This is a genomic window from Sciscionella marina DSM 45152 (assembly GCF_000379465.1).
Taxonomy (GTDB): Bacteria; Actinomycetota; Actinomycetes; order Mycobacteriales; family Pseudonocardiaceae; genus Sciscionella; species Sciscionella marina.
On record NZ_KB905394.1, the window covers coordinates 1 to 12,605 of the forward strand.

Genomic DNA, 12,605 nt, shown 5'->3' on the forward strand with positions numbered 1-12,605 from the left:
CACCGAGGTGGGCCAGGACGACGCCGGCTACCCCGCCCTGGTCGGACAGATCCCTAGCAGAGCACCCCGATGGGGCCGAGCGTGTCTCGAGTCACGACCAAGGGTGGGACGACCGACGCCAACCCTGCCAGCCGGTCCCAGACCAGCCACCGGAAAGACTCACAGCGTGTCTGATAATCCACTGCCGTCGCGAGCGGGAGCCAGATCGGCGGTGTTCCTGCGGGACACCCGCGCCCGAGATCGGCAAGGCGGAGGATCGAGCCGCAGCGGGTTTCTGCGGTGACTGACGACAACGCCGCGAGGCGCCGACATGGCACGCGGCGGCACGCCGCCGACATTGCAGCGCAGCAGGCTACGGGATTGTCAGACGCGCACCAGTTGTCCCAGCGTACCGGACTGACCGCGTGGGGTGCCGTCCATGGACGGCACCCCAGAGTCGTCGTATCGTTGAGCCACAGGGGCACTCGAAGGAGGTGCGTCATGGCTGGCCACTCCGTTTCCGGTACGGCAGTGTCCGCGTTCTGGCTGCGGCGGTACGGTTCTCCGCTGCGCTGGCCGGTCATGATCATGCTGCTCGTCTCGGCGCTCGCGCACATTCCGGTCGTGGCACCCGAACTACGTGAAACCCCTTATGTGGCAGCACTTTTCCTGCTGCTGATCCTCGCCGATCTGGTGCTGATCGCGGCGTTGTTCCTCCGTGACTCCGCGGCGGCCTGGACGTTGACCGCGCTCACCACCGGGCTGGCGGCCCTTGCCTATGTGCTGTCCAGAACGGTCGGCCTGCCCGCGCTGTACAACTACATCGGCGACTGGGTTTCCGTGCCCGGACTCGTGTCCCTGGCCTCCGAGGCAATCGGCTGTGTGCTCGCGGTTTTCGTCCTGATCCGCCACCCGGCTACGGCTGCTATCCCAGCCGCTGAGCCTCGATCAGCTGGAACTTCGTGAACTTCAGCCGCACGGTGTTGTGCGCGGCGTCCACGGTGCCGAGCGAGCCGCCGTGGAACGGGTCGGTCAGCCGGTACCGGCCCGGCCCGAGCCCGCGCAGTTCCACGGTGCCCTCCCAGGAGGGCGCGTAGAAGGCGTAGTGCAGCGTCGAATCCTTGGCCACGACATGGGTTTCCGGTTTGTCGAAGCCGATGTCGTAGAGTTCGCCGCGGTATTCGCCGGTGGACAACATGTTCTTCTTGTACAGCGCCACCCATTGGCGCCAGAGCCGCTCCTTCTCCGGGGTGAGCGCGTATGGGTCCTTCGCCGAACGCGGCGGATAGGTGAACTTGGTCGACAGGATCGCGCCGACACCGTAGCTGGACGCGAAATCGTCCCCGCCATCGCTGAGCTCGACGTGGTCACCGGCATAGCTGCTGCCCGGGCCCATCAGGGCCTTCATCGACTTGCCCTTGCTGCGCACCTGGAACGAGGACTCGGGGTCGGAAGCCGGATACTGGTCCACATAGGGCAGATTGTGGAATGCGAAGGCCGTGCCACACGGGCACAGTTCGACCACGGCATCCGGCTCGGCCCGGTGTACCGCCTCGTGCACCAGTTTCCAGAACCGTGCCAGTCCCTCCGTCGATTCCTCCGGCCGCGCGTGCCCGTGCGCCGGATTGTGACAGGGAAGCACGGCGTTGAGGTGCTGTCCGTCGACCTTGATTCCCGCATGACCCCAGTCCCGGATGAACTTCGTCGCCTGGCGCACGAAGTAGTCGATCACCGGCGGATAGGCGGGGCACAGGGTATAGGAGTCCCACCAGGACACCTTCTGCTTCTCGCCCTTTTCGTTCAGCAGCAGCATATCCGGGCGCTGCGCGAACAGTTTGCTCGAGGGATGCGCCGCGATCGGGGCCCACCACAGCCGCGGCCGCAGCCCCTTCTCCTTGATCTGCTTGGTGAAGGAACGCATATCCGCTTCCCCGCGCGGGAATTTCTTCGGATCGAGTTCCCAGTCGCCGACATTGGTCTGCCAGCCGTCATCGAGCACAGCCCAGTCCAGGCCTACATCCTTGGCCTTGGGCAGGGTTCCGAGCACCTGGTCGACGGTGAAATCGCGCTCATAGCCCCAGGCGCACCAGATGGCCTCGAACGCGGGCTCGCCGACCCGGGGCGCGCGCTGGTCGATATCGGCCATATAGCGGCGATAGCGCTCCAGTGGCACATAGTGGTCGCGGGGATGGGTGATGAGGAACGTGGTGTCGGTGCTCAGCCGCTGTCCCGGTTTCAGGGTGCGCGCGCTGTCCCCCTCGATCGCGATCATGGCGCCCTTGGTGGTCCGCCGGGTGGGCATCCGCAGCATCCGCGGGACCGGTTCCACGTGCCCGACCGAGAGCCCGGCTCCGTTGCGCCACACCGTGGCCAGCGGGGTGCCGCCGCCGTAGTCGGAAGCGACCATTCCCAGGGAGTTCTCCTGGAAGAACCCCTCGGTCATCGGCCGCACCCAGTCCCGCCGGTCCTCGTGGGTGGCACCGGAGAACATATAGAATCCGCCGGACGCGGCCAGCAGCTCGTGTGCCCCGTTGCGCCATCCGGTGACCTGCAGCGGCGCACCGGAAACGTTGGTGTAGCTCACTTTCATGATGACCATGCCGGAAAGGCGCTGAAACGAGGTCAGTTCCACCGTCTTGCGCACGCCCTGCTCCGACTCACCGTGCAGGATCACCTGAACTCCGGCGCCGTGCCGGGGATGCCGGGTGTTCCGGCTCTCCCGCCCGGAGTAGCGGAACGACTCGATGGTGGTGTCGCCGAGCAGCAGGGCCTCGCCGGCGTCGAAACCGGTCACCGGCTCGCCCGCCATCCGCACCCGGCTGCGCAGGGTGTCGTCGAATTCCACGGTGATGGAATCGTCACCGACCCCGAGCAGATCGGAGCGGCTCGTGGCCCCGGCCACCTGCGCCGTGCCGAATCCCCCGGCCATGGCCAGACCGGCACCCCCGAGGGCCAGTTTCAGGATGGTTCGCCGATCCATACCGGTCACGTCAGACTCCTCTCATCGACACTGTCGAGGCCGGACACCGAATTCGCGTTGCCGCGCTCATCGCTGTAGATCATCAGCGCCGAGCCGCCGATCGCGAGCACAATCCCGATCACCGAATAGATCGAGGGCACCTTCTGATAGATCGCCAGCGAGACGATGGCGGTGAACACCGGGTACAGGGCGTTGGTGGAGGGCGCGACGATCGTGGCCCGCCCCCGGCTCATCGCCATCACCAGGAACAGCGCGCCGATCGCGTTGAGCACCTGGGTGGCCGCGGTGATCGTGGGTGCCTGCCACGGGAACCCGCCGGGGATTCCGCCCATCATCGCGATCGCGACCGGGATCAGCAGCAGCCCGCTGATCGTCATATAGGCGAAGGTGGTTCCGTCGTTCACCCCGACCGAGGCCGCTTTCTTCATGAAGAAGGCCTGCACGCCCCAGGCGATCAGGATGCCGATCGAGAGCAGCAGCCAGGTGCCCGCGCTCGCGTCCCCGTCGCCACCGGAGATGTTGAACAGCACCAGCGAGACGATCGCCGCGATCAGCCCGATGACCGCGATCTTGGTGAGCCGTTCGCGCAGGAACGCGATGGCCATCAGCGCGGTGACCGCCGGGGAGAGCGCGGTGATCGGGAAGACCAGATACGCGGGCCCGATGGTGAGCGTGTGGAACAGCAGCAACTGCCCGCCCGCCCCGGTGAGCCCGACGATCAGGCCGTAGACCGCGGCGATGGGGCGCCGGTCGAAGCGGTTCCCGCGCAGCCCGAACACGCACGGGATGAGCATGGTCAGCGCCCAGATGACGTAGACCATCTGATCCGGATAGTGGTACAGATTGGTCGGCAGATCGGAAAGGGCGCCCCAGACGCCCCAGACGATCACCACGAGAGACGAGTAGAGGATCCAGCTTCTACTGCTTGTCATCATCTTCTCCCAGTGCTGTGCGTGGTGCGGACCGCAGGCGGGCGAGCGCGGTCTCGCCGAGCGGGGCGCAGGCGCGCTTGGCCGCGTAGAGCGCGGCGCCGAAATGCGGGGCATAGCGGGGTTCGCGCAGTTCGTAGCCGCCGTACCGGTTCGCGAGTTCGTGCGCGAACGCGTCCAGAATCGGCGAACCCGCGTTGAACACCCCGCCCGAGTAGGAGACCGGAACCGGTTGCCCGTCCCGATAACCGAGGCGTTTCCGGGCCGTGTCCACGATCTCGGCCAGCTCCCGAGCCGCATCGGCGAGAATCTCGCGGGCCTGCGGATCACCCTTCCCGGCCGCGGTGACCACGAGCCTGCTCAGTGCGGCGATCATGCTGCGGTTGCCCTGCCACCGGTTGAGCACCAGGCCGACCAGGTCCAGATCCTCGGTGAGTCCCAGGTGTTCGCGCACCAGCGCGTGCAGCGGTCCGATCGGCGACCGGCCATCGCTCATCCTGGTGAAACAGGCCAGCCCGCGGTTCCCGATCCAGTACGCGGAACCCTCGTCGCCGAACAGTTCGCTCCAGCCGCCGACCCGGGCGATGGTTCCGGCGCGCTCCCCGTAGGCGATGGAACCGGTGCCGCTGACCACGTTGATCCCGTCGGCGCCACCAAGCGAACCGGCCCAGCTGCAGACCATGTCGTTGCCGCAGTCGTAGCGATCGTGCCCGAGAGCGGTACGTGCCGCCGCGTTCAGGGCGGGAAGATCACCGCTCGATTCGCCGTAGGTGGGCAGACCGAAGAAGGCGTGCCGGATGTCGCCGGGTTTGATGTCCGCGGCGGAGCACACCTCGGCGACCCCATCGGTGAGCACCCTGGCGACCAGATCGATCCCCGCCGAGAAGTAGTCGGCGGACGGCCCCTGCCACTGCGCGAGCACCGCACCGGTCTCGGCGACCAGGCAGTAGGCGGTCTTGGTTCCTCCACCGTCGACGCCGAGATACACGGCCACCTCCTCGCCCACGGTGAACTCCTTTGTCCGCTCCCAACGGTCTGTCGGCTGAACTTATTGGTCTTTAATTGGCTTGTCAACGGTCAACATTTGGTATGCATCTGGATCAGTCAGGTTACCGGCGCAGGGAATGAGCTGGCACGATCACCGCGAACTTACGGAGTCGACCGGTATGCTTCTGGTATGCCCGAAAGGACGTCGATGCCACGCGGCCTGTTCGCCGATGACGCGCTGCCGCTCTACGAGCGCACCGCCGCCCGATTGCTCGACGACCTGCACGCCACCGCCCCGCGCGCCGGTGACCGGCTGCCCTCCGAGCGGGCACTGGCGACCCGGTACGGCGTGTCCCGGGTGACCCTGCGCGCCGCGCTCGCCGAGCTGGAGTCGCGCGGCATCGTGTGCCCGACCTCCTCCCGCGGCTGGTTCATCGCCGATATCGAGGAAAACGCCACCGAACCGGCGCAGCCCACCATCTCCGCCCCGCAGATCCAGGGCTTCGCGGACTACGCGCAGGCGCACGGGCTCAGGACGAGCAGCCAGATCCTGCGCTCCTCGGTCCGCCCGGCGGCCGTGGCCGAGGCCGAGCAGCTGCGCATCGCCCCGGGTGCCGAACTCTTCGACCTGCTCCGGTTGCGCCTGCTGGACGGGCTGCTCGTGGTGCTCGAACACAACCGACTCCCGCTCGCGGTCTGCCCGGCGCTCGCCGAGACCGATTTCAGCACCGCCTCGCTGTACGCCACGCTGCGCGCCGCCGATCCGCCGCAACTGCCGCGGGTCGCCGACTACTCCGCCGAGGCGCGGCATCCGACGCCTTCGGAGAGGGAACTGCTCGAGACCGGGGAGACCATGCCGATGCTCGTGGCCACCCAGCTGACCTTCAACCAGGCGGACCGCCCGATCGAGCTGACCGTCCAGGTCTACCGGGGCGACCGCTACCGGTTCCGGGCCTCGATCACCAATCAGGCGGTTCCGGTGCAGACTCCCTGACATAGTCTCGCTCTATACCGCCCATCGGGAGATCGCGCTTCCTTGACGGCGCTGCCGGCTCGACCATGGACACATGCCCCGGACCGTCGATGTGCATGCGCATGCCTGGCTGCCGCAAATCCAGTCCCTGGTGCGCTACCGTCCGGAATACCCGGCGTATGCGGAGCTCGAGGAACTGCGCGCGGGCCGTGCCTCGGCCGGGGTGAGCGCGCGCCGGTTCGCCGAAAACCGGGGGCTGCTCACCGATCCGGATGCACGCATCGCGGCGATGACCGCTGCCGGGGTCGACGTCCAGGTCGTCTCGGTCTCGCCGACGCAGTACCACTCCTGGGCGGATCCGGTGCTGGCCTGGGAGCTCGCACAGGCCACCCATGACGGCATCCGGGAACATTGCGCCGCTCATCCGGAGCGATTGTGCGGCCTCGGGGTGGCGCCGCTGCGTCATCCCGAGACCGCTGTCGCCGCCCTGGAGCACGCGCTTGGCAACGGACTGCGTGGCGTCGAGATCTCCTCACACGCTCCCCTGCCGGACGGCGGCACCGTGGAACTCTCCGACCCCGCGCTGAACCCGCTGTGGGCACGCGCCGAAGAACTCGGTGCCGTGCTCTTCCTCCACCCCTGGGGATGCACGCTCGATGCGCGCCTCGATCGCTGGTATCTGGCCAATTCGGTCGGTCAGCCGGTAGAGCACACGGTCGCCATCACGCACCTGATCTTCGGCGGTGTGCTGGACCGGTTTCCGCGGCTACGGCTGCTGATCGCACACGGCGGCGGCTATCTGCCCACCAGCCTCGGGCGCGCCGATCATGCCTGGCGTCACCGCCCGGAGGCGGCTGGGTGCCGCGAACTACCGAGCACCTATCCGCCCCGGATGTGGTTCGACTCACTGGTGTACACCCCGGAGTCCCTGCATGCCCTGATCCGCGCGGCAGGCCCGGACCGGGTGCTGCTCGGCTCGGACTATCCGTTCGATATGGGCATCGAGGATCCGGTGCGGCGGCTGGCGGATGCGGTTCCCGATCCGGGGCTCGCCGCGGCCATCGGCGGCGGGAACGCGGCGGAACTCGGCCTGCTGCCCCATTTCTGATCAACCAACGAAGGAGTTCGATGCTCATGCCATCCACGATCCGTACCCCGTGGTCCTCTGCGGACCCGGCCGATGTGTTCACTGTGGACAATCCGGCGACCGGTCAGCCCACCGCGGAGGTCCAGGGTGCCGGAGTGGCGCAGGTGGACGGGGCGGTCCGCGCCGCGCACGAGGCACATTTCGGCTGGAAGGCCCGCACACCACGGGAGCGCGGCCGCTGGCTGTGGCAGATCGCCGCGGCGGTGCGCGAACACGCCGACGAGATCGCGGCACTGGAATCCAGGGACAACGGCAAACCGGTCACTCAGGCGCGGGAATTCGACCTGGAGGCCGCCATCGCGATCTTCGAGCTCTTCGCCGGACTGTGCGAGGCCATGCCCGGCCAGGTACGGGACGCGGGCAGCATCCTGGATGTCACCGTGCTGGAGCCCTACGGCGTCATCGGCGCGATCGTGCCGTTCAACTGGCCGCCACTGCATACCGCGGGCAAACTCGCCCCCGCGCTCGCGGCCGGAAACGCCGTGGTGCTCAAGCCACCCGAGCAGGCACCGCTTTCCGTACTGCGGATGGTGGAACTGGCCCGCTCGGTGCTCCCGGACGATGTCGTGCACGTCGTCCCGGGAACCGGGAAGATCGGTGCGGCGCTCGCCGGGCACGAACTGGTCGGGAAGATCTCCTTCACCGGCGCACCCGCGACCGGAACGGCGGTGCTGAAAACGGCTGCGGACAACCTGACTCCTGCCCTGCTGGAGCTCGGCGGCAAGAACGCGTTGCTGATCTTCGCGGACGCCGACCTGGATTCGGCGCTGCCCTGGGCCCTCGAAGGGGGATTCTTCAACCAGGGCGAAGCCTGCACCGCCGCCTCCCGCGTCCTCGTGCACGCCGATCGGTATGCGGAGGTCGCCCGGCGCTACGCCGCCGCCGTGCGCCGCCTGCGGGTCGGCGACGGCGCGGACACGGGCACCCACGTCGGGCCGCTCGTCACCCCGGCGCAACGCAAGCGGGTGCTGGACTACCTGGAGATCGGGGTGGCCGAAGGCGCGGAAATCGCGGCACAGGCGCCATTGCCCACCGATCCCGCGCTCGCCGAGGGGTACTACGCGCCACCGACCCTGTTCACCGGCGTCGCCCCGGACATGCGCATCGCCAGAGAGGAGATCTTCGGCCCGGTGGTGTGCCTGATCCCTTTCCACGACGAGGCCGAGGCGCTGCGCATCGCCAACGGCACAGAATTCGGGCTCGTGGCAGGGGTTTTCACCCGCGATGCGGAGCGCGCCATGCGGGTCGGCCGGGCACTGCGCGCGGGTATGGTGTTCGTCAACCACTACAACCGCGCGTTCACCGGAACCCCGTTCGGCGGGGTCGGCGCGAGCGGTTACGGCCGCGAACACGCCCTGGAAACGCTGCAGGAGTTCGGTTACAGCAAGAGCCTGCGGTTGCCCTCCGGCACCGCCGACATTCCGCGCTGGGCGCCGTCTGTCGAGGTCAGCTGAGCTCGGCACGCGCCTCGGTGAGCAAGCCACGCAGCCAGGCATGAGCGGAGTCCGGATCGTGCATCGGATGCCACCAGAACGCTTCGACGATGGGCACCGCGTCGAACGGGCAGGGCAGTATCCGGACCCCCAATGCCTCCGCCATCCCGGCGGCGAGCTTGTGCTGGACCAGCGCGAGCCCACCGGTGCGGCGGACGAGTTGCAGCATGCTCAGGAAGGAATCCGCGGTGGCGCACACCCGGGGGGTGACGCCGAGCAGTTCCATCTGCCGCCACGCAGGCGCACGCCCCAGCGGATTACCGAAGGTTGCCACCCACGGCAGGTTGCGCAGCTCGGCCATGCTCAGCCGGTCCCCGATCGCCGGGTTGTCCGCGGCCGCCACACAGACCCACCGGTCCCGGAACAGATCCATCGACCGCGGGAGATCGAGGTAGCCGTGCGGCATGAACACGCCGTCCACGGTCCGGTAGAACTCCGGATCCCTGCTGAGCACATCCGGGGTGACCGGCTCGAAGCGCACACTGGCCCGCGGTGCCCGCTTTTCCAGCAGTGCCACCAGATGCGCGCCGATGACACTGATTCCGTAGTCCGAGGAAACGATGGTGAAAACCCGCTCGGAGCCCGCCGGATCGAAGCTCGATTCGGCGGAGAAGACCCGTTCGACCGCGACCACGGCGACATTGGTGAGCGGGAGCAACTGGGCCGCGAACGGGGTGAGCTGATAGTGATTCCCGGACCTGGTCAGCAGATCATCGGAGAAGTGCCTGCGCAGCCGGGCCAATACCGCGGACAACGTCGGCTGGGTGCGACCGAGACGCTGCGCCGCACCGGTGACCGTGCGCTCGGTCAGCAGCGCATGCAAGGCGTGCAGGTGATTGTTGTCCAGGCTGTGCAGGTTCGCCGGCTCGGACTCCATGGACATAGGGCCAGTCTATATCCGGCATGGAACGGATTTGCTTCCTTGGCTACAGCGCGCGCGGCATCCTCGGATGTGTGACCGGATTACTCGATGTGCACGCGCATTTCACCCCGCCGACCACGGCCCGGGAACGACAGGCCCGGTGGCAGGCGATGCGCGCGAAGCGGTTCCTCGCACCGCAGCCCTACCACTGGACCGTGGCGGGAACACTGGACTACATGGACCGCGCGGGCGTCGCGATGCAATTGCTCAGCAATATCCCCAAAACTCCCGATGCGCTCCGGGAGTCCAACGACTACGGCGCCGCGCTCGTCGCCGCCCATCCCACCCGATTCGGTCTGCTCGCCGCGCTGCCGACCGATGACCCGCGGGCCGCGCTTGCCGAGATCGCGCGCTGCGCCGACGAGCTGCACGTGGACGGATTCGCCGTGACCTGCGACTACAACGGCGTCTCGCTCGGTGACCCGAGCCTGGAACCGGTATGGGCGGAACTCGACCGTCGGGGCGCGACCGTGTTCGCCCACCCGGATGCTTACGCACCCGCGAACCTCGGCCGCCCCAGCCCGTTGCTCGAGGTCGCCTTCGAAACCGCCCGCACCGTCGTGGACCTGCTGTACGCCGGGATTCTGCGCCGGTTCCCGAATTTCCGGCTCATCCTCGCGCACTGCGGCGGCGCGCTGCCCGCGCTCGCCGGGCGCCTGGAGCTGCTCGGCACCCAGGACTGGGTGCCGAACCCGAACCGGATCGAGCAACACGAGATCCGCGCGCAGCTCGCCGGGCTGTATCTGGACACCGCGGCGACCGGAACCGGGCATTCCCTGGCCCCCGCACTGGCCATGACCTCACCGGAGCACCTCGTCTACGGCTCGGACAGCGGGGTGCCGTGCAGCACCGAAACGACACTGGAGGCAAACCGGCAGGCGCTCGCGGACTTCACCGGGCTGCCGAGGGAGCAACGCGCGGCCATCGGCCACAACGCACTGCGGCTGTTTCCCGCTGCTGTGGCCCGGATCGATCGAGCCCCGGGAGCCGATCAGGACCCGAAGGGCACCGGGAAATGTTCCGCCCAGATCCGGCGGGATTCCTCCTCGGGATAGGGAACGGTCCGGGAGTCGGTGTCCAGCACGCGGGTGAGCCGCCGGTCGGGGTGGTACGCGGGCCAGCCGGGATCGCCATCGGTGACGAACCGGACCCAGGCTTGCCGCAGTTCCCGGGAAACCCGGCGGACTCCGGGTCCCGGCGCCGCACCGAACACCTGACTGCCGGTAGGGCTGTCCAGGGTGCCGAAGGCGAGCGGGACATCGAGGCTGTGACACGCGCCGAGCACGCCACCGAGCCCCGGCGCGGCAAGGCTGAGCTCGAACAGGAACGAGGCACCGCCCGCCTTCGCGTTCGCCTCGGCCAGGTGCACTGACGGCATCCGGAACAACGCATCGGAGAACACGATCTCCAGCAGTTCCTCCGCGGCTGCGTGCGGATAGGCTTCGCGATAGGCCCGCGCATCACCCGGTTGCGGGGCCAGGTCCTGCAGCGCGGTCCGGGTTTCCTGCTCGGTGAAGGTCCCGGCCCGCCCGGCCATGACCGAGAACAGCCGGAACTCCTCGCGGGTGTGCCCGGCGAACAGTTCGATTCCGTCCGCCCGCCCACCGGCCAGCGCGGACCACGGGGGTTCCGGAAGAACCTCGCCATCGAGCACGGGGCAGACGGCCACCCCGGCCTGCGCGATCCGGCCCCAGCGCTCGCGATCGGCGGAGAGCTCGGTGTTGAACGCGGTGAGCTCCGCGGCCAGCCGCCAGGGATCGAACTCACTCAGTGCCGCCGCAGTGGGCGCCGCCCCGAGGCGGTCCGCGAATGCGCGGGCGGCCCGCTCCGCAAGGGCGGGTGTGACATGGCTGCCCGGTACCGAATGGGTCATGGCCCGGCGGAACAACCCCCGCGACCGCTTCACGGCCAGCAAGGCGGCGACCGATCCCGCACCCGCGGACTGCCCGGCGACCGTGACCCGGCCGGGATCACCACCGAAGCGCGCGATGTTCCGCTGCACCCACTCCAGCGCGGCCAGCTGGTCCAGGAATCCCCGGTTGGCCGGGGCACCGTCCAGCTGCGCGAACCCCTCGATACCCACCCGGTAGTCGAGGCTCACCACGACGATCCCCGCCGCGCACAATTCGGCGGGGTCGTACACCGGATCGCTGCTCACCGCCGTGATGTAGGCGCCGCCGGGGATCCACACCAGCACCGGAAGACCGGCCGCGCCGGGATCCGGGTGCCGATGTTGAGGGTCAGCCAGCCCGGATCCCGTTCCGCTTCCACCTGCACCGGGCCGGACTGCGGTGGCGGGGCGCCGAACTCCGTGGCCTGCCTGGTGCCTTCCCAGGGGACCGGCGGGACGGGCGCGGCGAAGCGCCGTGCACCGACCGGGGGGTGGGCGTACGGGATGCCGCGGAACTCGGCGAGGCCCGGCCGCCACCGGCCCTGCACCACGCCCGCCGCCGTGCGCACCCTGGGCGGTTGCCCGGAACCGGACACGCCCACTCCCCTCGCCGATGTTCCAAGTCAACTGTATTATGTCACATGTATTGGAACCCGTGGGAGAGAGTCGGATGCCGAAGAAGGTCGATCACCGGCAACGCCGCGAAGCGATCGCCCGTGCGCTGTGGCGGGTCGTGGACCAGCAGGGAGTCGCCCAGGCCACGATGCGCGAGGTCGCGCAGGAGGCGGGCATCTCCCTCGGGCAGCTCCAGCACTATTTCGGTTCCCGGACCGCGCTGCTCACCTTCGCCATGGACTTCGCCGCCGAACAGCGCTCGCTGCGCGTGCAGAACCGGCTGCACCGGCTCGGCAGGGAACCGCACCCCCGCGACATCCTGGCGCTGATGCTCACCGAGCTGCTGCCACTGCAGACCGATTCCCGCGCTTCCAGCCGGATGAGCGCCGCCTACGTGCTGGAGGCATTGCACGACCGCGAACTCCGCGACCAGGCAGGCGAAGATCTCCGGCACGCGCGCGCCAGGCTCGAGGAGCTGATCCGCACCGCGATCGCCGATGGGCATATCGAGGCACACCGCGATCCCGGCACCGAGACCGATCTGCTGCTCGCCCTCACCGGCTTCACCACCCTGCTCGAGCTCGGCGTCGTCCAGCCCGAGGGTGCCCTTTCCGCCATCGATGCGCACCTGGACCGGCTGTTCGCCCCGTGATCGGGCTCGGGCGAACAGCGCGGCCCAGGTGTTCCGG

Annotated in this window: 12 protein-coding genes; 6 read left to right on the forward strand and 6 right to left on the reverse strand. The window is 68.6% G+C overall.

Translation table 11 applies throughout. The features are described from left to right. Positions 1–480: 480 nt before the first annotated feature. Positions 481–945 carry a hypothetical protein gene (locus A37U_RS0121365; protein WP_020498719.1) on the forward strand — a complete coding sequence of 155 codons (465 nt, stop codon included), beginning with the start codon at positions 481–483 and terminating at the stop codon, positions 943–945. On the opposite strand, the gene A37U_RS0121370 is transcribed toward A37U_RS0121365, so the two are convergent. The 3 genes from A37U_RS0121370 to A37U_RS0121380 are packed head-to-tail and all read right to left on the reverse strand — an operon-like array spanning position 905 to position 4,894. After that, entirely contained in the window at positions 905–2,959 is a 2,055-nt protein-coding gene (locus tag A37U_RS0121370) for a glycoside hydrolase family 36 protein (RefSeq protein ID WP_240437638.1), read from the reverse strand. The genes A37U_RS0121365 and A37U_RS0121370 overlap by 41 nt on opposite strands. A 5-nt stretch (positions 2,960–2,964) precedes the next feature. Continuing rightward, positions 2,965–3,891, reverse strand: coding sequence for a DMT family transporter (locus tag A37U_RS0121375; protein WP_205622984.1), 927 nt, complete (start codon positions 3,889–3,891; stop codon positions 2,965–2,967). Beyond that, a complete protein-coding gene (locus A37U_RS0121380) occupies positions 3,878–4,894 on the reverse strand; it encodes an N-acetylglucosamine kinase (protein ID WP_020498722.1) in 1,017 nt (338 codons plus the stop codon). The genes A37U_RS0121375 and A37U_RS0121380 overlap by 14 nt, the downstream gene beginning before the upstream one ends. A gap of 171 nt (positions 4,895–5,065) precedes the next feature. Between A37U_RS0121380 and A37U_RS0121385 the strand changes: the two genes are divergently transcribed. The 3 genes from A37U_RS0121385 (at position 5,066) to A37U_RS0121395 (ending at position 8,449) form a co-directional block, all read left to right on the forward strand. Beyond that, positions 5,066–5,869, forward strand: a complete 804-nt coding sequence (locus tag A37U_RS0121385) for a GntR family transcriptional regulator (RefSeq protein ID WP_026197464.1) — start codon at positions 5,066–5,068, stop codon at positions 5,867–5,869. 73 nt (positions 5,870–5,942) lie between these two features. After that, positions 5,943–6,956 (forward strand): amidohydrolase family protein, encoded by a 1,014-nt coding sequence (locus A37U_RS0121390; protein ID WP_020498724.1) that lies wholly within the window; start codon positions 5,943–5,945, stop codon positions 6,954–6,956. Positions 6,957–6,982: 26 nt separating this feature from the next. Then, positions 6,983–8,449, forward strand: a complete 1,467-nt coding sequence (locus A37U_RS0121395) for an aldehyde dehydrogenase family protein (protein WP_240437631.1) — start codon at positions 6,983–6,985, stop codon at positions 8,447–8,449. On the opposite strand, the gene A37U_RS0121400 is transcribed toward A37U_RS0121395, so the two are convergent. Beyond that, positions 8,442–9,371, reverse strand: coding sequence for a LysR family transcriptional regulator (locus tag A37U_RS0121400; RefSeq protein WP_020498726.1), 930 nt, complete (start codon positions 9,369–9,371; stop codon positions 8,442–8,444). The two genes, A37U_RS0121395 and A37U_RS0121400, sit on opposite strands and share 8 nt — an antisense overlap. 71 nt (positions 9,372–9,442) lie before the next feature. Between A37U_RS0121400 and A37U_RS0121405 the strand changes: the two genes are divergently transcribed. Continuing rightward, complete coding sequence (locus A37U_RS0121405) at positions 9,443–10,465, forward strand: amidohydrolase family protein (protein WP_240437632.1); 1,023 nt, start codon at positions 9,443–9,445, stop codon at positions 10,463–10,465. Here A37U_RS0121405 and A37U_RS44550 read toward each other — a convergent pair. Both A37U_RS44550 and A37U_RS54445 read right to left on the reverse strand, forming a co-directional pair. After that, entirely contained in the window at positions 10,402–11,607 is a 1,206-nt protein-coding gene (locus tag A37U_RS44550; RefSeq protein WP_276141991.1) for a carboxylesterase/lipase family protein, read from the reverse strand. The genes A37U_RS0121405 and A37U_RS44550 overlap by 64 nt on opposite strands. After that, on the reverse strand, positions 11,565–11,897 hold the full coding sequence (locus A37U_RS54445; RefSeq protein ID WP_157182946.1) for a carboxylesterase family protein: 333 nt from the start codon (positions 11,895–11,897) through the stop codon (positions 11,565–11,567). Before A37U_RS54445 ends, A37U_RS44550 begins: the two co-directional genes overlap by 43 nt. A 74-nt stretch (positions 11,898–11,971) precedes the next feature. Between A37U_RS54445 and A37U_RS0121415 the strand changes: the two genes are divergently transcribed. Beyond that, on the forward strand, positions 11,972–12,568 hold the full coding sequence (locus tag A37U_RS0121415) for a TetR/AcrR family transcriptional regulator (protein WP_020498728.1): 597 nt from the start codon (positions 11,972–11,974) through the stop codon (positions 12,566–12,568). The last annotated feature ends 37 nt before the right edge of the window (positions 12,569–12,605 follow it).